Raw genomic sequence first — 21,658 nt, 5'->3', positions numbered from 1 at the left:
GTAGTCAGAAGAATTTAAAATATATTTTTAACGAATTTAAGTAGTTGATATTTAGCTGTTTATTTATTTTTTGTGGAAAAATAAAAGCAAGTAAAAGCTGTTTTGTTTTAGACAGTTTTTACTTGCTTTTTTATCTTTTAATTATATGATTTTAAGTTTTTTCTACTTTCTGAGGTTCAAGTATTTGGGAGTTTGAAAAATTTAATGAATTGCCTCCAGCTTTAGCTGGAGGTTTGTGTTTGATGGTAGAAAAAAGGCTTTAGCCAAAAATTAAGTTTGGCTAAAGCCCCAAAAAGATTAAATTATAAACCTCCAGCTAAAGCTGGAGGCAATTGAAAAATTGAAAAATAATCTGTTTCATAAAAGACATACCCGACAGGTTTTTAAAATCTGTTGGTGTCGTTAAGAAAAAATCGTTTTTTAAGGTTTAAAAAGTAAAAAAGCGATAATCAATGTAATAATGACATTAAACAACTGTGCCGTCAAAAATGCTATTAAAGGTTTTCTGCTATTGTTTTGAAGCAAATCTTTAAAATTAGTTTCCAAACCAATACTGGTAAAAGCCAAAGCGAACCAAAGTCCTTGCAGGTTTTTTAAAATTTCTTTTACGGTTTCGCGAGTTTCAGGTGCAATGAAAAAGGAGAAAATAATAGAAGCTCCAATAAACCCGATAACAAACTTTGGAAAACGTTCCCAAATTACGCTCAGTGTCGGTTTCGATTCCTGAACTTCAGCCGATTTATTATGCGTATAAGTCCAATAAATAGAAATGGCAAAAGCGGCTAAACCCAATAAAACATTTTGAGAAAATTTGACAATCGTGCTTATTTTTAAAGCCGTTTCGCCAACCAAAGTTCCAGAAGCCACAACAGCACCTGAAGTATCAATACTACCCCCAAGCCACGCTCCTGTAACTTCTTCAGGAAAATTAAAATGACTCGCAATAATTGGCATAAAAATCATCATGGGAATGGCGGTAACCAAAACCATCGAAATCACATAAGATAATTTTTTAGAATCTCCTTTTATCGCTCCAGAAGTTGCAATTGCCGCCGAAACTCCACAGATGGAAACCGCACTCGAAATCATCATGGTCAATTCGTCGTCTACTTTTAGTTTTCGGCAAAGCCAAAAGGCAAAATACCAGACAGATAAAACAACCACCAATGCCTGAATTAAGCCCAATGAACCTGCCTTTAGAATATCTGAAAAAATAACGCTTGTTCCCAGCAAAACCAATCCGATTTTGACAAAAAGTTCAGTTGATAGAGCAGAACGAAACCACTCCGGAAGTTTGAAAAAGTTGCCAATTAATAATCCGATTACTAAACTAAAAATTACAGCTTCTAGATTTAGTGCTTTAACTTCTGTATTTCCAGCAAGAATTAAAGCGATTATAGTTAAGAAATAAATTATTGGAAATCCTAGAATGAAATTTTTAACTGATTTTCCAACTAAAAAAGTTCCGACACTTCCAATTAGAAGAAAATAAATAAATTGAAAACCAATATGTTGAAGGTTTTTGATTTCGAATACATTGGAAATTAAATCGTTTCCACTTGCCCATTTGAAAACAGGAACTTCTGGCAGAAAAATAAAAAGAGAGATTCCAATAATAAGAAAACCGAGAATAACGACAGTCCAGTCTTCGTGAATGGTAAATTTTGTTGAGGTTGACATTTTTTATTTTGCTTTCCTGCAAGGTTTCCAAAACCTTGTAGGTATTAATTATTATTTGAATAGATAAAGTAAACCTACAAGGTTTTGGAAACCTTGCAGGAAATAATTTTTTGAATTAAGAGATTACAAATCAACAAAGTACTTCTGTTTTCCAAAATTGAATTCATAATAGGTCAAGTTTGGCCAAAGCGGTTTGATCAATCCTTTTTCCCAGGTTTGAAGCGCAGTTTGTAATTCTTTTACCTTTTCAGGATTTTTTTGTGAGAGGTCTGTTGTTTCAAATTTATCCGAAGCTAGATTATACAACCATTTTTCATGTGTTTTGCCGCTAATGACCAATTTCCAGTCACCGCTTCTAATGGCTTTTGCATCACCAGATCGCCAGTATAAATCTTTGTGCGCGACCTTGTTTTCATTGACAGTTTTGACTAAATCAACTCCATCGTAAACTCTGTCTTTTGGTAAATCTGAACCAATCGTTGCTGCAATGGTGGTAAAAAAATCTAAAGTGCTTACAGGCTGTTTATAAACCGTATGAGGTTTGATTTTTCCCTTCCACGAAAGTGCAAAAGGGACATTTATTCCGCCTTCAAAATGCGAAAATTTACCGCCTTTTAGCGGAGCATTTGTTGTAGCAAAAGTATAATCGGCACCTCCATTATCACTGGCAAAAATGATTAAGGTATTGTCTTCAAGGCCCTCTTTTTTTACTTTTTCACGAATTCTTCCAATCGCATCATCCAAAGCGCTGATCATGGCAAAATAAACACGTTTATTTTCGTCTTTTACATTCGGAAAACGATCGTAATATTTTTTACGAACCTGAAACGGCGTATGTGGTGCGTTGAATGGAATGTAAAGCAAAAATGGTTTGTTTTTATTTTTATCGATGAAAGCTTCGGCTTCTTCGGCAAATTTTTCGGTTAAATACGCTTTTTCATCAATAACAGTAGTATCACGACGAATTTGACCGATTCCAACACGGCCTTTTCCCCAAATCATTTTATCGGTAAAATCTTTATGATGATGATTGATAATATCCGGATTGTCATCTTCCGGAACATACAAGGAGAACGCCTGATAAAATCCGTAATGATAATCGAAGCCACGGTCTAGAGGAAAAAATCCTTTGTTGTGGCCTAAATGCCATTTACCAATGATTCCTGTAGCGTAACCTTGCCTTTTGGCTAAATCAGCAAAAGTAATTTCAGATTTCGGAAGCCCTTGTGTTTTGATAGAAGCCTCGTTTGGATATTCGATTTTATCATTTAATCTCCAATCATTGGTATTCAGTAAATATTTAAAAGCATAATATTCCAGATTGTTTTTGGGATAGCGATCTCCTGGCTGATATTCGTGCCCAAAACGTTCCTGGTATCTTCCCGTGATTAATCCGGCGCGAGATGGAGAACAGATTGCAGCAGAGGCGTAACCATCCGTAAAAGTAACTCCCGAGGCGGCCAGAGAATCAATTTGTGGAGTAGGCGTCGATTTTCCGCCATAGAGTGAAATATCATATTTGCCCAAATCATCAGCAAGCAGAATGATAATATTGGTCTTTTTCTCTGAAAGTGAATCAGATTTTGGTTTGGAAGCTAAAAAAGCTTTTTTCCCTTCTGCCAGTTTTTCATTTTCTTTGACTAAAGTACCATCAGTATTAATTGGCCAGAAAAGAAAAGCTGCTAGAATGAAAAGCACTATTAAAATTGGGATAACAATTTTGGTTATTTTTTTATAGGTTGCCATAAGTTTGGTTTTGGTTAGTTTTTCATAGGAGGGTAAGAACTTTGTCAAAGTTTTACGCATTTTTTGTCATTTCGACGGAGGAGAAATCTTCGTAAGAAGCTCTACAAAGATTGAACATTCGTTGCGGAGTTACTCGTGGAGATTTCTCCTTCGTCGAAATGACAATATTGTGGTTATGTGAGTCTAAAAAGTTTCGAGATTACTTCGAAGCCAATGCAACATCAACCTCATTTTTCAAATCACTAATCCCTTCCTTCTTAAAAATAATTTTTCCGTTTTCATATAGAATTAAAGTCGGAAAAACTTTTACTTTTTTTAAATCGGCAATAACCTGCGGACTGTCTTCCAGTTCAATTTCTACGATTTTTAAATTCGAACCGTATTCTGTTCTGATAGTTTCTAAAATAGGTTTTACTTTTTTGCAAGGCCCACAGTATTTGGAACCAATATCAACCAAAACATTTTTGTTCGAAGCAATAATTTTATTGAATTCTGCTAAAGACAATTTGCTTTTCAGATTAGAATAAAAAGGTTTTCCATTTCCAATCCAATTGGCAATGCCACCCTCTAAGCTATAAGCTTCAGCAAATCCATTTTTTAGTAATTCTTTTTCTAGAGCAACACTTCTGCCGGCACCGATTGAATAAATAAAAACAGGTTTAGACTTATCTAGTTTAGCAATATAATTATCGTAATTTTCAGATTGAAGATTAAAATTTACTGCGCCTTCAATATGATTTAGAGCAAATTCTTCTGAAGTTCTCGCATCAACAATCTGTGGATTCTTTTGACTTTTTATTTTAGAATAAAAGGAATCTAAAGATAATGAATTATGGTTTTCATTCTGCGAAAAGACAGCAATCGCCAATAAAAAGGCAATTGCTGTTAAGCTGGTTTTTAAGATTTGATTTTTCATATCCGGAAATATTATACTTGTTCTAAAACTGGTGCAGGAGTTTCTTCTATAACTGCTTTTGGTTTTGATGGAAGTGATAATACACCTTCAGCAAGGGAACTTCCTTCTTTTTTCGATTTAAAAATCGGCCAAAGAAACTGTGCGTACCATTCTTCCTGTTTGTATGATTTTGTTCCGAATGATTTTGGGTATTGACGTGTAATTAATCCTGTTCCAAAAATAACATCCCAAATAAAAAACATGTTTCCGAAGTTTCCTTTAAAATGTCCAACACCGTCTCCACTTGTATCTGCGTGATGTGCGTGATGCGTTGCCGGAGTAGAAATCAGTCTTTCTAAAACCCATGCAATTGGATGTAATACTTTGTATTTGTAGAAAGGTTTATCCCAAGGAATACTTGAGTGTGCGCCTAAAGTGATGACACTTTTGATTACCAAAACAAATAAAGCCGGAAGCCCTAAACCTAAATAAGTTAAAGTTGCAGTCAAATAAATTTGAGAAAAGAAAACCGTATAAATAAAGTTTTGTCTCGAAGCCATCGCCATTCCCATATACGGAGCCGAATGATGTGTTCTGTGGAAACGCCATAAAAACGGAACCTGATGATGCAATCTGTGATACCAATACTGCGTTAAATCATCGGCAATTGCAATTAGGAAAAAACCTCCCCAAAACGGAACCCAAGATAATGCATTTGCAGCGTTTGGTAATAAATACGGCAAAGCAGTTAAGCTGAAAAAAGCAATTACGGGTGGTAACAGTAATTTTGGAGCTAAGAAACAAACAATATCAATTTTGCGTTCTTCGCCAGTCCATTCGTCATCGTATAAACCTGCGGCGAATTCTATAATTCCTAAAACGATCATAAATACCGTTAGTCCCCAAGTTCTGATATTAGCAAAAACAGGTTGCGCAAATTCTAAGAATGGAGGTAATGTTAAATGCGATTCGCTTACAGCACCGCCAGTTAGTTTAAAATAAAGGTAAATTGCCACAACAGGCAATGAATAAATGAAAAAACTTATCGTTAAGTCTCTTACTAATTTTTCTTTTTGAACTATTGCCATGATTTCTTATTTTAAAAATTGATTAATTAAGGTTAATCCGCCAGCGAGAATGGCCAACGGCACTAAAAACAAGATTATCCCCACGACAATCTTTTTTCCGATAATTTCATAATCTACTCGTTTCATAATCTTTATATTTTATTTCCTGCAAGGTTTCCAAAACCTTGTAGGTATGTTTTTTTTAGTTTTTATAATTTAAACCTACAAGGTTTTAGAAACCTTGCAGGTTGTGTAATTACTAGTTATTGGTTCCTCCAGGTTTAGTGGCCTGTTTGATTAAATCAGAAACTGTTTTTCCTTTATCTGCTCCAGTGTTGTGAATTCTTCTGTTGTACACATCCTGCCAGTCAATCAATGGGTAAACATTGTTTTCTTTGGCTTGTTCGTCAAATAATTTTTGAAGTTCAGCTAGCTTTTCTGGATATTTTTTCGCTAGATTATTACGTTCGTTGAAGTCTTCATTTAGATTATATAATTCCCAAACGTCGGTATCGAAATTGCTTGGTGCAGGTTTTTCATTGCTTCCTAAAGATTTTTTTACAGCAAATGAATCTGGTAAATGTGCGGCAGAAGCTTTCCATCCATCTTTGTAAATTGCTCTGTTTCCAAAGATGTAGTAATATTGAATTTTATGAAGTGATTCTGCTTTTGGATTGTCTAAAGAAGCTTGGAATGAAGAGCCTTGAATAATATCCTGTTTAATTCCTTTGATATATTCTGGAGCTTTAATTCCAGTAATGGCTAAAGTTGTTGGAAGCAAATCAGTCACGTGGCTGTATTGATTTCTGATGCCACCTTTATCTTTAATTCCGTTTGGATAAAATACAATCAAAGGGTTACGCGTTCCTCCTTCAGAATGTGCATCTTGTTTCCAGTTTTTAAAAGGAACATTTGTAGCTTGTGCCCAACCCAAAGGATAGTTCGTGTTTAAACCTTTCGCCGTTCCAATTTCACCGATGTTATTCAAATTGCTTTGGAAGTTTTCTTCATCTGTTTTCCCTTGAGAAAATAGGCTCTGATTGATTGTTCCCTGCAGAGTTCCTTCTTTACTGGCTCCGTTATCTCCAATAGCAACAAAAATTAAAGTATTGTCCAATTGACCGCTTTCTTTTAGGTAATTCACCACTCTTCCGATTTCATAATCGGTATAAGTCAGGAATCCAGCATAAACTTCCATGAATCTTGCATATACTTTCTTTTGGTCTGGAGTCAATTTTTTCCATTCAGTAATAAGGGCGTTACGTTCTGGTAAAACAGCATTTGCAGGAACAGTTCCTAATTTCTTTTGGTTAGCCAAAACTTTTTCGCGGTAAACATCCCAGCCTTCGTCAAATTTTCCTTTGTAAGGCTCCACCCATTTTTCGGCAACCTGATGAGGTGCATGAACTGCTCCCGGCGCATAGTATAAGAAAAATGGTTTTCCAGGCGCGGCTTTCTGCTGTTTCTGAATATAGCTGATGGCTTTGTCGGTAATTAATTCATTTAAATGGCGTCCATCAGGTTTTATATGAACTTGGTCTTCTACTAAATCAGGATTGTATTGATCGGTCTGCGAGCCTAAGAATCCGTAGAAATGATCGAAACCTTTTCCAGTCGGCCATCTGTCAAACGGCCCAGCATCTGAAGCTTCTTCGTCTGGTGTGACACCATATTTTCCAACTGCAAAAGTATTGTATCCGTTTGCACGAAGAATCTCCGCAATAGTTCCTTTATCAGACGGAATTCTTCCATCCCAACCTGGAAAACCTGCTGATAAAATAGTATGCGAAAATCCGCTTACATGAACTCTTCCTGAATTTCTTCCCGTCAACAAAGCGGCGCGGGTCGGTGCGCAAATCGCTGTTGTATGGAAATTGGTATAACGTAAACCATTGTTTGCCAGATTATCAAAAGTAGGAGTGTTGATTAAACCTCCAAATGCACTTGAAGCGCCAAATCCAACATCATCCAATAAAATCCAAACCACATTTGGAGCGCCCTTTGGAGCGGTTACAGGCTCAGGCCAATATTCTTTTGAATCTGCCAAAGTCTGACCAATAGTTCCTTTAAATTCTTGTGTGTCTTGTGCAAATCCTAATTGAGCAACCAGTATTGCAGTAATCAAAAGCCCCTTTTTAGGACTTTTGATTAAAAGGTTATTTTTTAAATTTTTCATGATTTTATAGTTTTTTAGTTATAAGGTTTTCTAATCTTCAATCTTTTTTAAACACATAGAATCATAGTTTTTAGAATCGATAAAAGGCGTTTCACTTATTTCAATTTACATAGCAACTATGTGTGGAGAAACGAGTTTCTCTTTTACTTTCTTTATTAATAATTAAAAAAAATCTATGTCTCTATGTGTTTAAAACTTTTAATATCCAGGATTTTGAGGTAAGCCATCCGGATTGATATTTCTTTCACTCTGCGGAATCGGATAAAGGTTATTTCGTTCTGAAACGGAGTTTTTAGCAGTTACTTTTTTTACTTCTGTAACCAAAGTTCCCCAGCGCACTAAATCGAACCATCTTTGTCCTTCCTGTACAAATTCTTTTTTGCGTTCTTCCTGAATCGCCGCTCTAAATGTTGCCTGATTTAATCCACTTAAATCTACTGTTGCATCTGGCGTTGTAATGGCTTTTCCGAAGGCTCTTCTGCGAATTTGATTGATCAATTCGTAAGTTTCTGCTGTTGGGCCGCTTTGTTCGTTTATCGCTTCCGCTAGAGACAGAAGGATGTCGGCATAACGAATCACAGGAAAGTTGATTGATACGTTTGCAGGTGTTGCCAGATTGGTTAAATCCAGATATTTTTTGAAAATTGGTTTTGGAAAAGTATAAAGCGTTCCCGTTGTCGGATTAAGCAATTGCTTGGCGTAGCTAACGTCTCTTCTTTTGTCTCCAGGAGCATAGATGTCATAAAATAAAGCAACATCTGAAATAATATCTGCTGGTTCTGTTGCTGTAAATCCAGTAAAGGATGTTGCTTGAAAAGTGCTTCCGCTAGAACCGTTTCCTGCTTGATTTGGCTCGAATTGAACAGAGAAAATATGTTCTTTTCCGTTCTTTTTAGTTTTAGTGAAAATATCTTGAAAATCTTCAAACAAAGCATATCCATAACCGCCGTTAATTACTTCTCTCGATTTTGCAATTGCATTTGGCCAATCTTTTCTAGTCAGATACACTTTTGCTAAAATGGCTTTCGCAGCTCCAGAAGTGGCGCGGCCGGCATCTGCAGCAGTATAGGTCGGAGGTAAAGACTCTGCATCTGTTAAATCTTTAATAATTTGCGTATAAACTTCTTCTACAGTTGCTCTGTTTGTTTTAAGACTGCCCAATTGTATAGAAGTCGCTTCGTGCAAAACAATCGGCACACCACCCCAAAGACGTACTGCCTGAAAATAAAGCAATGCCCTGATAAACTTTGCTTCATTAATTAATCGTGTTTTGATAACTTCATTACCCGTTACTTTCGGAATATTATCAATCGAAACATTAGCTCTGTTGATTCCGGCATAAATTTGTCTCCAGGCTACCTGAACACGGTCGGTTGTGGCATCGTGTGTTAAAGCGCTCATGGCTCTTACCTGCGGATTGGTAGCAGAAACTCCTGCAGCTGCATAATCGGAACCCATATCGGTTAGGAAATAAAGATTTCGTCCAAATAAACTCTGTTCTCCCGGATCAAGGCTTAAGGAAGCATAAACTGCGGTAACACTAGCAACAGCATCATCCTGAGTGATAAAGTAATTGTCTTCGGTTACAAAAGAGGTTGGTGTTACCTCCAGCTCTGTGCACGATACCAATAATCCGGCACTTAAAAGGAATGTTATAATGATCTTTTTCATTTTATATATTTTTTACTTAGAAAGTTACGTTCAAGCCCGAGATGAATGTTTTAGAGTTTGGATAAGAACCAAAATCAATTCCCGGATATAAGTTGTTTTGTTCGTAAGAACTTACCTCTGGATCATAACCAGTGTATTTTGTCCATGTAATTAGATTTTCTGCTGATACATAGAATTTCACGCTTTTGGTTCCTAGTTTTTTAGAAACACTTTTAGGTAAAGTATAACCTAGCGTGATTAATTTCAATCGTAAGAAAGAAGCATCTTCAACATATCTTTCGGAAACAATTCCTAGCGGAGAACTTGTTGCTCTCGGAATTTCATTGCTTGGATTTGTTGGTGTCCAACGATCATTTAAAGTAGTTGCTGCATTAGTTCCAAGAGTAGAAATTTCTAACTGCTGATTTAAAGCATTAAAGATTTTTCCGCCGTAAGAACCTTGGAAAGAGAAATTCAAATCAAAATCATTGTATGAAACGGTATTGCTGAAACTGCCGACAAATTTTGGTTGAGAAGTTCCTAAATTTCCTTTGTCTAAGGCATTAATTACGCCGTCGCCATTTGCATCAACATATCTTCTGTCTCCCACTTTGGTATTGGCCAAACTGTTGATTTTTGGTTGTGTGTTGACTTCTTCCTGAGTTTGGAAAATTCCGTTGGTTTTATACCCCCAGAAAGTTCCCAAAGGCAATCCAACTTTTACAATAACGGGTTGCTGTTGTAATAAAGAGCCATTTGGAACTACAGGAAAAAACTCATTTACGCCATTTCCAATTTCAGTAACTTTATTTTTATTAGCAGAAAATACAATGTTGGAATTCCATGCGAATTTTTCGGTTTTAATATTTTCAGTAGTTAAACCAATTTCCAAACCTTTGTTTTCAACACCACCAATATTCTGAAGAACTGTTGCATAACCTGAACTCAAAGGAACAGGAACACTGATTAATAAATCGTTTGTTTTTTTGTAATACACATCAAAAACAAAATTGATTTTTCGGTCTAATAAGGATAAATCCAATCCAACGTTATATTGAGTTGTTTTCTCCCATTTCAAATCGGGATTGGCCAATCGGGTAGGGGCTAAACCAGTGTATAATGTTCCTCCAAAAGAGTAGTTTACAGAACCCATTGCTGGTAAAGAAAGATAATTTCCAATTTCCTGGTTTCCTGTTGTTCCTGCGGTAATTCTCAATTTAGCTTCGGTTACGCCTTTGATGTTGTTGGCAAATTCTTCTTCAGTAATATTCCAAGAAAATCCAGCAGAAGGAAAGTATCCCCAAAGTGATTCAGCACCAAATCTCGAAGAACCATCTGCACGTCCAGATAAAGTGAAATTATATTTTCCTTTATAAGAATAATTTATTCTTGCGAGCCAAGATTTTAATACACTTTCGTAAGCATCGCTGTACGGTTTTACGGCAACACCATCTTGTAAAGCATTGTATGTATTAGCATCGTTTACAAAGGTCTGTGCTCCCGCATTTACAACCTCGCCTTTAGTGTATTGAAGCGTGTAACCTCCTAAAGCAGAAAATTTATGACTTTCTCCAAAATTAGTATTATAGTTTAATGTGTTCTCATTTAAAACAGAACTTACCACTCTATCTCCAACTGAAGCCAAACCTTTTGTTCCTGCGCCATTTGAAGTGTTTGCAGGGGCGTAATAATTTTGTTTTGTGTTGATAACATCACCACTTACAGCGACTTTAGCAGTTAGTTTTTTAGTGATTTTGTACTCGCCAAATAAACTCGTTAAGATTCTATTGATTTTGGTTTCATTAGTAGTATTTTCCAGATCATTAATCGGATTGGGAACGTAACCATTTACAGAAGTTGTATAAGGGTTGTTGGTTACATTATAAGTTCCATCTGCATTTTTAATTGGAACTACGGGAGCAGTTAATAAAACACCAACTAACGGGTTTGGATTTCTACCGCCACTGCTGCTTGAGCCGACTCCATTCGAAATAGAATTGGTATAATTCGCATTTACGCCAAATTTGAAATTTTGAGAATAATTTCTTTCATAGTTAGCACGAAGAGAAATACGTTTAAAATCACTTCCTAAAACAATTCCGTCCTGATCAAAATAACCAGCCGAGATTGAATATCTGGATCTTTCATCTCCGCCAGAGAAAGATAGGTTATGACTTTGTATTGGTGCAGCAGTCACAAATGCGGCGTCTTGCCAATCATAACTTCCAGAAGTTTTAAATGCTTCAATCTGAGCATCTGTAAAAGATGGAGCCTGACCAATACTTGCCTGAACATCATTTCTTAAACTAGCCCATTCGCTTGCATTCATTATTCTTAGTTTTTTGGAGATGTTCTGGAATCCGAAATAACCTTGATACGAAATATTATCTTGTCCTTTAGTTCCTTTTTTAGTAGTAATAATGACAACGCCATTAGCGCCTCGAGAACCATAAATAGCAGTTGCCGAAGCATCTTTTAAAACTTCAATAGATTCAATATCTGCTGGATTTATTGTTGATAAGACGTTGACACTTGCTCCAGCAAAAGAAACTCCTGCTGAACTGTTACTGTTATCATTGTAAATTAGAATTCCGTCTACAACATAAAGCGGTTCGTTACCAGCAGTGATAGAGTTTCCTCCGCGAATACGTACACTTGAAGAAGCTCCAGGTCGTCCTGAACTTTGTGTGACTACAACCCCTGAAATTGCGCCTCTTAAAAGATTATCTGCCGAAGAGGTTACCTGAGATAAATTGGCTTTTGGAACCGAAGCAACAGAACCCGTAATATCTTTTCTTTTCTGCGTTCCGTAGCCAACAACTACTAATTCATCTAGTTCCTGACGTTCTTCTTTAAGGTTAATAATTACTGGATTTTTCTCTACAATAATTTCTAATTTTTTATATCCAATGTAACTTACAATCAAAGTATAAGGAAATTTCTGTCCTGTCTGAAAATAAAATTTTCCTTCAGCATCCGTTACAACCCCGTGAGTTGTTCCTTTAATCGTAACTGAAGCACCGATAATTGGCTGATTTGTAATAGCATCGACTACAGTTCCGTCGAGTTTAGATTGAATAAGCGGCGTGGTATTTTGGGCGTGTATTCCCGCCGTTATCAACAGTAGAAACAGCGGTATGTATATGTTTAATTTTTTTTTCATTTCTTTGTAATGGTTTTAAGTAATTAACAAGATGCCCTGAGCACTGTTTATACAGCACTCTAAAAGTGTTCTTGATTTAGTGATAAATGTTCTTTAAGCCTTGCCATTTCTGTTGCCGCAGAAATGGCTTTTTTTATTTACAGCAACAGCTTTGCATTGTTTTCATTTTAGTTTTCTTTAGTTGTTAGTTATTTAATTTCTGAATAAAAGGTACGGTTTCAAGAATCTGTCCAAAGCATAAAAAATGCCTCAGAGAGATTTTTGGGTAAATGCAATAAATATTTTTGGTGGTGTGTTTTTAAGAAATTTGCTTTTATGTAAAAATCAGCAAACAAAATAAAAGTAGATTATTAACAACAGAAACACATACAACAAGAAGTGTTATAAGTGTACTTTTTAGGAAGAATGTAATGCAATATGCTTTCTGTTGTTTTCACAATAATAATTATTTAGTTTGAAATATTATTTTAAACTCTACTAATCCTATAGACAAAGTTAAATTTTATATAATAAAAACCAAAAATTTGTTTGTTTTTTTTTGAAAAATAAAGAGCTATGTGCTTGCTGTAGATGAGGTTTGGTTTGCTGAAGCCTTATTATAAAAGGGATAAAATGATATTTTGAACTGAAACAAATGTTAAAATAATTTTTTGAATAGTAATAAAATTGTAGTATTTTATACTTAATTTTTAATAAGTAAAAGTCTGTAAAGTTACTTCAAGAGATAAAAATAGAACTCTAAAACGTCAAAGAAAGTGGTCTAACGGTTTATTTTATAAAAATCAGATGTGAATTTTAAAGTTGATTTCGAATAAATTAGAGTAATTTTATAGAAATTAAAATAAAACCAAAAAAAATGTTCATCGTAAGCAGAAATACTTATATTTGTAAATAAGTATTTTTACTTAGTTTTATATCTAGATAAAAATGATTGAAGTTAAAGAAGCCTTAGAAACTGTTGCAGCGAACAGCTCAAATATGCCCAAACAGAAAATAGCAGTGCATAAAGCACTTGGTTATGTTCTTGCAGAAACAATTTATTCGCCCATTGCTATGCCTCCGTTTCGTCAATCTGCAATGGATGGATATGCTTTTATTCATTCGGGGAGACATCAATTTGATATCATTGGCATTTCTCAGGCTGGAGATCATTTAAAAGTAAAACTAAAAGAAAATGAAGCTGTCCGCATCTTTACAGGTGCTCATGTTCCTAAAAATGCAGATACTGTAGTAATGCAAGAAGATGTTATGGCAAATGACGATTCTATTTTGATTGCCAAAATGCCTGAGCCATTTGCAAATGTTAGAAATAAAGGGGAACAGATTAATGAAGAAGATGTTGTTTTTGATGCTAATACAGTAATTACACCGGCAGCAATTGGTTTTTTAGCTTGTTTAGGAATTACAGAAATACAAGTATATAAAAAGCCTAAAATTGCCATTTTGGTTACTGGAAACGAATTGGTAGAGCCAGGAAAAAAGCTAAAAAAGGGAAAAATTTACGAGAGTAATTCTATTATGCTTCAGGCGGCTTTACAGACAATAGGAATAAAGAATGCAAAGGTTTTTAGAGTAAAAGACAGTCTGAAAGAAACGAAAAATGTTTTGAAAGATCTTTTAAAAAAGAATGATATAATATTAATTTCTGGCGGAATTTCAGTTGGAGATTATGATTTTGTAAAAGAAGCTTTGTTAGAAAATGGAGTAGAGGAACTTTTTTATAAAATAAATCAAAAACCAGGAAAGCCAATGTTTTTTGGTTCTAAAAAGAATACTTTGGTATTTGCGCTTCCAGGAAATCCGGCTTCATCATTAACGAACTTCTATATTTATGTTTATCCAGCAGTAAAAAATCTAATGGGTTTTTCAAATACTCATCTTCCAAAAATTACAAGAAAGCTGAATGATGATATCGAAAATACAACTGGCAAGACATTATTTCTAAAAGCATTGTATGATGAAACAAGCGTTACGATTTTAGACGGTCAAGCTTCGTCAATGTTAAATTCTTTTGCTATCGCCAATGGTTTAGTGATTGTAGAACAGGATTGCGAAAAGATGAAAAAAGGAAGTTTAGTAACGATTCTTCCGATTGATTAGTTTTTTAGACTAAAGAAAAAGAGAATAGAAAATAGAATAAAAAAAATAGATTTTTAGTTCAAGTTTAGACACAAAGTAATAACCTGAAACTTGAAACTTGACACAAGGCTTTAGCCGAATAGGTATAGCAAACAAAAGAAAAACAAAAAAATGAGTCTCCTAAATTCCGAAAACATACTATTATTCAGTTTTGCCTTAATTGTAATTGCATTTTTATATTCCAGTGTCGGGCACGGCGGAGCATCGGGTTATTTGGCTTTGATGAGCATTTTTGCTTTTCCAATTTCGATTATGAAACCTTCAGCGTTGCTGTTGAATTTATTTGTTTCCAGTATTTCGTTTTTGTTTTATTACCGAAATAATTATTTCAAGCCTAAACTGTTTTATCCCTTTGCAATAGCCTCAATTCCAGCAGCGTTTATTGGCGGATTTATCACTTTGGATAATACGGTTTATAAAATAATTCTCGGAATTGTTTTAGTTTTTGCGGCCCTGAGATTATTTGGAGTTTTTAATTTTAAAGAAAAAGAAGAAGTAAAAATTAACCTTCCGTTTGCATTAGCGATTGGTTTTGCCATCGGATTATTATCTGGAATGCTTGGAATTGGCGGAGGAATTATCTTAAGTCCGATTTTATTGTTCTTAGGATGGGCATCTGTAAAAGAATCGGCTGCGGTTTCGAGTTTATTCATTTTTGTGAATTCTTTTGCAGGAATGTTAGGTTTCTTTTTAGGAGGAAAAACAATCCCTATGGAAAGTTTTTATCTGGTTCCAATTGCAATAGTAGGAGGAATGTTAGGCGGATTTTACGGAAGTGGAAAATTCTCAAACAGAACTTTAAAAATGGTTCTAGGAATCGTAATTTTAATGGCAAGCGTGAAATTGATTTTTCCTTAAGAATGAAATAAAATTTAACTGCAAAGAACGCAAGATTTTTAGGTTAAGTTAATTTTATTAAAAATAGCAAAGCACGCAAAGCTTTGTGTAGATCCAGCTTAGCGAATTTAATTTTAAAGATAGTGATGAGCAAAAAAACTTAGCGCACTTTGCGGTAAAAAAAACTCATTCCAACTTGAAACAAAGAAAACCTGAAACAAGAAAAACTATGAAAACACTAACAGTATTTATTCTTTGCGGAGGAAAAAGCTCGAGAATGCAGTCAGAAAAAGGATTGGTTTTGTTTCAGGAAAAACCATTCATTGAGCATATCATTCAGGCGATTTTGCCTATTACAAACCATATAAAACTAATTACGGCTTCAGAAGAATACAATTATCTGCCGTATGAAAAAATACCAGATTTAATTGTAGAAAAAGGCCCGATGGGTGGAGTTTATACAGCATTATCACATTCAGAAACCGAGTTTAATCTGATTTTAAGCTGTGATATTCCGTTAATTTCAACTGAACTTTTGGAGGAATTAATTTCAAAACATACCAACGAAGCTGGAATCACAGTTTTCGCTTCTGAGAGTAAAACACATCCATTAATTGGAATTTACTCAAAAGAAATTGTTCCGATTATTAAAGAAGCAATCGATTCGAATGAATTGAGAATGATGGATCTGCTGGCAAAAGTACCGCATCAGATTATCAATATAGAAGAAAGCGAAAACTTTCATTTGACCAATATTAATTCGGCAGACGAATTAGATGATTTAAATATCAATTCAATTTAAAGCACTATGAAGACTTTAAAAACACCAAAATTAACTATTGTCGGCGCAGGCCCCGGGGATGTTGAGTTGATTACAATGAAAGCCATAAAAGCTTTAAAAAGTGCCGATGTAGTTTTGTATGATGCTTTAGTAAACGAAGAATTATTAGAATATGCATCGAATGCGGAAATAGTTTTTGTTGGAAAACGATTAGGCTGTCACGCATACACACAAGATCAAATTAACGATTTGATTGTTTCGATGGCAAAATCACACGGACATGTGGTTCGTTTAAAAGGCGGTGATCCGTTTGTTTTTGGAAGAGGAAGCGAAGAAATCGAATTTGCAGAAGAGTTCGGAATTGAAACTGCGATCGTTCCTGGGATTTCATCGGCATTAGGAGTTCCTGCTTCGGTTGGAATTAGTTTGACACAGCGTAAAGTTGCTGAAAGTTTTTGGGTCATTACGGGAACAACGTCAGATCATAAATTATCAAAAGATATTCAGTTAGCTTCAAAATCGGCCGCAACGGTGGTGATTTTGATGGGTATGCATAAATTGAATGAAATCATTTCTATTTATGAAGAAAACAGAAACGATGATCTTCCAGTTGCTATTATTCAAAACGGAACAAAAAATTCAGAGCAAAAAGTGATTGGAACTATTAGCACAATTACTAAATTGGTAGCTGAAAAAAATATATCATCGCCCGCAATTATTGTGATTGGTGAAGTAGTGAGAAATACATCAAGCTGGATTTCTTATTTTCAGGAACATTTTGAAGATGAATTCATTTTTCAGAATTTAAATTTATAAAAATGATTGAGGTTAAATATTTTGGAGCTGTAGCCGAAAAGACAAAATGTGAATTCGAAAAATTATCTTTTTCGGAAGAATTGTCCTTGCAGAAACTTTTGGAAGATCTGAATGAAAAATATGAGTTCGAATCACTGACTTTCAGCGTTGCAATAAACCAAAAAATAGTTTCAAAAACATCCGATTACACTTTACAGACAAGTGATATCGTAGCTTTATTGCCACCTTTTGCTGGGGGATAAAAACATGGAAACATCAAATCGATATAACAGACAAATTATACTTCCTGAAATAGGTAAGAACGGTCAGCAAAAATTAGCAGAATCAAAAGTTTTGATAATTGGAGCAGGTGGTTTGGGCAGTGCAATTCTGCCTTATTTGGCTTCGGCCGGAGTTGGCGAAATCGGAATTGCAGATCATGATGTTATTGAGATTTCGAATCTTCAGAGACAGGTAATTTATAAAACTTCTGCAATCGGAAAATCAAAAGCGAAGGAAGCTAAAACCATGATTTCTGAATTGAATCCTTTGGTTAAAGTAAAATCGATTTCTGAAAAATTATCCGGAAAAAATGCCCTTTCGTTATTTGAAAAATATGATATTATAGTTGATGCAACCGATACTATTTCGATTAAATATTTAATTAATGATGCCTGTTTGATAACCAATAAACCAATGGTTTATGGATCAATTTTCAGGTTTCAGGGACAAGTTTCGGTTTTCAATTATCAAAGCGGACCAACTTACAGATGTTTGTATCCAAATGAAAACTCGAATGCTCTAAATTGTGAAGACGCTGGCGTAATTGGAGTTTCGGTTGGAATTATTGGAATGCTTCAGGCCAATGAAGTTTTGAAAATGATTCTTGGAATTGGAGAAGTTCTTAGCGGTAAAATACTGGTTTATAATATTCTGAATAACGAACAGCAAAAATATGATTTCGATAAAAGCGATTTTCAGTCTATAAGCAGAGAAACATTCGAAGAAAAATATAATAAAACAGAAATTGAAGAAGTAAATTTTGAATCCGTTTTAGATGAAATAAACAAAGATGCCGTTCTTTTTCTTGATGTTAGAAATATTGATGAATCGCCAAAAATCAGTTTACAGAATCAAATTCAGATTCCATTAATGCATTTAGAAAAGCAAATAGAAAAACTGGATAAAAATCAACCAATTTATATTTTCTGTCAATCTGGAATTAGGAGTAAAATCGCAGTCGAATTGCTTCAAAAGTATCAATTTAAAAATGCAAAAAGCATTGCAGGTGGCGCTTTGGCAATGAAACAGTTATTACAAGAAAAAAAGAATAGCCACGAATTCACGAATTAATATAAATACTTTACGCATAGATTTTAAAAAATAAAATTCGTGAATTCGTGGCGGAAAAAAAAATAAAAAAATGAGTAAAAATGTATTTGTAGAAGGGCCAATTGCTCCGGAATTTATTGCCGAGTCGATTGCGAAACATCAATCCAAACATACAATTGGGGCGCACAACATATTTTTAGGACAAGTTCGTGCTGATGTTATTCACAACAATACAGTCGTAGCGATTGATTATTCTGCTTACACTGATATGGCAAACGAAGCTTTGTATGCCATTCGTGAAAAAGCTTTCGCTAAATTCGATTTAACCTGCATGCATATTTACCACAGTTTAGGCGTTGTAAAAGCAGGCGAAATATGTTTATTTGTTTTTGTTTCGGCAACACGACGCAAACAAGTTTATGAAGCGACAGAAGCCATCGTAAACTGGATTAAAACCGATGTTCCGATTTTTGGAAAAGAAATGTTTGAAAATGACACATTCACTTGGAAACAAAATAGTTAATGGTAGATATTACTCATAAAATAAGCACATTAAGAAAAGCAACCGCAACCGCCATTGTAAAAGTCAGCAAACAGGAAACAATTGATGCTGTTGTAAATAACCTTGTGCCAAAAGGGAATGTGCTTGAAATGGCAAAAACGGCAGGATTATTTGCGGTAAAAAATACGCACTTATCGATTCCGGATTGTCATCCAATTCCAATTGAATTTACTTCGGTTGAATATCAAGTCGAAGGTTTAGAAATTCAGATCATTTTCAATGTAAAAACGGTTTACAAAACCGGAGTTGAGGTTGAAGCGATGCACGGTGCATCGATCGTTGCGTTGACAATGTACGATATGCTGAAACCAATTGATAAAGAAATTGAAATTTCAACCATCAAATTAATCAATAAAGAAGGCGGAAAATCTTCTTTCAAAAATAAATTTCCGAAAGTGATCAAAGCAGCGGTTTTCGTTTGTTCCGATTCAATTTTTGCTGGCGATAAAGAAGATCGTTCGGGAAAAACAATTGTAGAAAAATTAGAATCGTACGGAGTTGAAACTTCGCATTATGAAATCATTCCAGACGAATTAGATATTATTCAAGAGAAAACAAAGGCTTTCGCCAAAGAACATCAGCTGGTGATTTTTACTGGCGGAACAGGTTTGTCTCCAAGAGATGTTACGCCAGAAGCTTTGGAACCAATTTTAGAAAGCAGAATTCCAGGAATTGAAGAAGCAATCAGAAATTATGGACAGCAGAGAATGCCGTATGCAATGCTTTCAAGAAGCGTTGCAGGAACTTTAGGCAAAACATTGGTTTTGGCTTTGCCGGGATCAACAAACGGAGTAAAAGAATCGATGGACGCTGTTTTCCCGCATGTAATGCACGTCTTTCATATTTTAAAAGGTAAAAACCATGACAGCCTCTAACACAATTTTGACGGACGGTTTTGGGCGCAGACACAATTATCTGCGCATTTCGTTGCTGGAAAAATGCAATCTGCGTTGTACATATTGCATGCCGGCGGACGGAATTGCGCTTTCTCCAAAAGCCAGTTTAATGACGGCCGATGAGATTTTTGGTATCGCTCAAACTTTCGTACAAAATGGTGTAGATAAAATCAGGTTGACCGGCGGTGAACCTTTATTGAGAAAAGATTTTCCTGAAATTGTTTCTAAACTATCAGCTTTAGAAATTTCACTTTCAATAACAACAAACGGAATTTTAATTGATCGTCATATTGATGTTTTAAAACAGTTTAAAGTCAAAAAAATCAATTTGAGTTTAGACACTTTGGTTTCGTCTAAATTTGCTTCTATAACGCTCAGAAATCAATTTGAGAAAGTTATTGATAATTTACATTTGCTTTTGAATAACGATTTTCAAGTAAAAGTGAATGTCGTTTTGATAAAAGGTTTTAATGACAACGAAATTGTTGATTTTGTAAAACTGACGCAGTTTCTTCCAGTTTCAGTTCGTTTTATTGAGTTTATGCCTTTTGCGGGAAACGAGTGGGATAGAAGCAAAATGGTTTCGCAACGAGAGATTTTATCTTTGGTTGAAAAAGTTTTTGCTGAAGATGAAATTCAGAAACTGGAAGACGAAAAAAACTTCACTTCAAGAAATTATAAAATAAAAGATTTTCAAGGCGATTTCGGAATTATAAGTTCCATCACAAATCCGTTTTGCGACAGTTGTAACCGAATCCGCTTGACGGCTGACGGAAAAATCAAAAACTGCCTTTTCTCTAATTCTGAAACCGATTTATTAACGGCTTTTAGAAATGGGGAATCTATAACGAATTTGATTTCAGAATCGATTCAAAATAAAAAGAAAGTTCGCGCCGGAATGGTTACCATGGATGAAATGGATGATCCTAAAAAACATTTTGATAATCGCAGTATGATTGCGATTGGAGGATAAAAGTTAATTGTGAATTGTGAATTGTCTGGATGAGTTAAGTCGAAGCCTTAACCGCACAGTTTTGTCATTCCCAGGAACGAGGAATCTCCGTGAGTAACTCTACAAAGATTGGCGATTTTGCATGCGGAGCTTCTGACGAAGATTTCTCCTTCGTCGAAATGACAAACTTTATGAAAACGGTCTTGAAATAAAAAAGGTTCAACTTTTTTAAAGTCAAACCTTTCTTAAAAATTTATTTTTTCTTTTTAGCCTTTGCCTTTTTTTGAGCTTTAGCTTTCTTCTCAGCAATTTTTTTAGCTTTTGCTTTTTCCTTTGCTTTTTTTGCTTTTTCTTTTTTCTTTTCGGCAGCTTTTAATTTTGCTTTCTTGGCTTTTTCAAGTTTTTTGATTACGGCTTTTATAGCCTTTTCTCTTTTTTTCTCTTTTTCTTTTTTAGCTTTAAGTTTCGCTTTCAGCTGTGATTTTATATCCTTTTTTTTGTCTTTTACAATTTCAAGAATTGCTCCGTCAATTTCTAAAATTGGCTCATTTGGTTCAGGAAGATCTTGAGTTTGTATTTCTATAATTTCAGAAACAATTGGTTCCGTTTTCTTCGGTGTAGTGGCTTCTTTTTTAACAGTTGCTCTCGGAGTTCCTTTTGAAGCTGCTCTTACAGGCGTTTTGGTGACAGGTTTAACAGTTGTTGCAGATGCTTTTGAAGCTGTTGTCCTTGCAGCTGTTGATTTTGAAGCAGGTGTTTTAACCGCCGTTCTAGTGGTTCTTTTAACAGTTGTTTTTGCTTCTGGCTGCGTTTGTGTTTCCGTAGTGCTTTCTACAGCAGTTTCTGCTGGAATATCGCTTGTCTTTTCTGCAGCAGTTCTTGAGTTTCTTTTTATCATAACAATATTTTTTATTGAGTAAATAGATACAACCAAGAATTTTTATAGCTTTTGAAGTGAGCTTTTATAATTTCTAATTCTTAGTTAAG

General features: G+C 34.9%; 17 protein-coding genes. 9 read left to right on the top strand and 8 right to left on the bottom strand.

Features of this window, described 5'->3' with window-relative positions:
- Positions 1-420: 420 nt before the first annotated feature.
- The 7 genes from GSY47_RS02135 to GSY47_RS02105 form a co-directional block, all read right to left on the bottom strand.
- Positions 421-1,680 (bottom strand): YeiH family protein, encoded by a 1,260-nt coding sequence (locus GSY47_RS02135; RefSeq protein ID WP_219071085.1) that lies wholly within the window; start codon positions 1,678-1,680, stop codon positions 421-423.
- A 123-nt stretch (positions 1,681-1,803) separates the two neighbouring features.
- Complete coding sequence (locus GSY47_RS02130) at positions 1,804-3,426, bottom strand: sulfatase-like hydrolase/transferase (RefSeq protein WP_179002892.1); 1,623 nt, start codon at positions 3,424-3,426, stop codon at positions 1,804-1,806.
- Between the two features lie 199 nt (positions 3,427-3,625).
- Positions 3,626-4,342, bottom strand: coding sequence for a thioredoxin domain-containing protein (locus GSY47_RS02125; RefSeq protein WP_179002893.1), 717 nt, complete (start codon positions 4,340-4,342; stop codon positions 3,626-3,628).
- 11 nt (positions 4,343-4,353) lie between these two features.
- On the bottom strand, positions 4,354-5,409 hold the full coding sequence (locus tag GSY47_RS02120; protein ID WP_179002894.1) for a sterol desaturase family protein: 1,056 nt from the start codon (positions 5,407-5,409) through the stop codon (positions 4,354-4,356).
- Between the two features lie 238 nt (positions 5,410-5,647).
- Positions 5,648-7,564 (bottom strand): arylsulfatase, encoded by a 1,917-nt coding sequence (locus GSY47_RS02115; protein WP_179002895.1) that lies wholly within the window; start codon positions 7,562-7,564, stop codon positions 5,648-5,650.
- A gap of 198 nt (positions 7,565-7,762) precedes the next feature.
- Positions 7,763-9,235 (bottom strand): RagB/SusD family nutrient uptake outer membrane protein, encoded by a 1,473-nt coding sequence (locus GSY47_RS02110; RefSeq protein ID WP_179002896.1) that lies wholly within the window; start codon positions 9,233-9,235, stop codon positions 7,763-7,765.
- A gap of 16 nt (positions 9,236-9,251) precedes the next feature.
- Positions 9,252-12,377: a SusC/RagA family TonB-linked outer membrane protein gene (locus tag GSY47_RS02105; RefSeq protein ID WP_179002897.1), complete on the bottom strand. Its 3,126-nt coding sequence runs from the start codon at positions 12,375-12,377 to the stop codon at positions 9,252-9,254.
- A 927-nt stretch (positions 12,378-13,304) separates the two neighbouring features.
- On the opposite strand from GSY47_RS02105, the gene GSY47_RS02100 reads away from it, so the two are divergent.
- The 9 genes from GSY47_RS02100 (at position 13,305) to moaA (ending at position 20,692) form a co-directional block, all read left to right on the top strand.
- The gene (locus tag GSY47_RS02100) at positions 13,305-14,477 is read left to right on the top strand and encodes a molybdopterin molybdotransferase MoeA (protein WP_179002898.1); all 1,173 of its coding nucleotides are present in this window, start codon (positions 13,305-13,307) and stop codon (positions 14,475-14,477) included.
- A 150-nt stretch (positions 14,478-14,627) separates the two neighbouring features.
- Positions 14,628-15,374, top strand: a complete 747-nt coding sequence (locus GSY47_RS02095) for a sulfite exporter TauE/SafE family protein (protein ID WP_179002899.1) — start codon at positions 14,628-14,630, stop codon at positions 15,372-15,374.
- Between the two features lie 208 nt (positions 15,375-15,582).
- Positions 15,583-16,155 carry a molybdenum cofactor guanylyltransferase gene (locus GSY47_RS02090; protein WP_179002900.1) on the top strand — a complete coding sequence of 191 codons (573 nt, stop codon included), beginning with the start codon at positions 15,583-15,585 and terminating at the stop codon, positions 16,153-16,155.
- Positions 16,156-16,161: 6 nt separating this feature from the next.
- Positions 16,162-16,950 (top strand): uroporphyrinogen-III C-methyltransferase, encoded by a 789-nt coding sequence (gene cobA, locus GSY47_RS02085; protein ID WP_179002901.1) that lies wholly within the window; start codon positions 16,162-16,164, stop codon positions 16,948-16,950.
- 2 nt (positions 16,951-16,952) lie between these two features.
- Positions 16,953-17,192 (top strand): MoaD/ThiS family protein, encoded by a 240-nt coding sequence (locus GSY47_RS02080; RefSeq protein WP_179002902.1) that lies wholly within the window; start codon positions 16,953-16,955, stop codon positions 17,190-17,192.
- Positions 17,193-17,196: 4 nt separating this feature from the next.
- A complete protein-coding gene (gene moeB, locus GSY47_RS02075; protein WP_179002903.1) occupies positions 17,197-18,282 on the top strand; it encodes a HesA/MoeB/ThiF family protein in 1,086 nt (361 codons plus the stop codon).
- Between the two features lie 70 nt (positions 18,283-18,352).
- Positions 18,353-18,784 (top strand): molybdenum cofactor biosynthesis protein MoaE, encoded by a 432-nt coding sequence (locus GSY47_RS02070; protein ID WP_179002904.1) that lies wholly within the window; start codon positions 18,353-18,355, stop codon positions 18,782-18,784.
- Complete coding sequence (moaCB, locus tag GSY47_RS02065; protein ID WP_179002905.1) at positions 18,784-19,698, top strand: bifunctional molybdenum cofactor biosynthesis protein MoaC/MoaB; 915 nt, start codon at positions 18,784-18,786, stop codon at positions 19,696-19,698. Before GSY47_RS02070 ends, moaCB begins: the two co-directional genes overlap by 1 nt.
- Positions 19,685-20,692, top strand: coding sequence for a GTP 3',8-cyclase MoaA (gene moaA, locus GSY47_RS02060; protein WP_179002906.1), 1,008 nt, complete (start codon positions 19,685-19,687; stop codon positions 20,690-20,692). The genes moaCB and moaA overlap by 14 nt, the downstream gene beginning before the upstream one ends.
- 232 nt (positions 20,693-20,924) lie before the next feature.
- Here moaA and GSY47_RS02055 read toward each other — a convergent pair whose 3' ends face one another.
- On the bottom strand, positions 20,925-21,569 hold the full coding sequence (locus tag GSY47_RS02055; protein ID WP_179002907.1) for a hypothetical protein: 645 nt from the start codon (positions 21,567-21,569) through the stop codon (positions 20,925-20,927).
- Between the last annotated feature and the right edge of the window lie 89 nt (positions 21,570-21,658).

Source organism: Flavobacterium quisquiliarum, assembly GCF_019308285.1.
In the GTDB taxonomy this organism is placed as follows: Bacteria; Bacteroidota; Bacteroidia; order Flavobacteriales; family Flavobacteriaceae; genus Flavobacterium; species Flavobacterium quisquiliarum.
The sequence above is the reverse complement of the archived record's forward strand: the minus strand, read 5'-3'. Positions and strand labels throughout refer to the sequence as shown.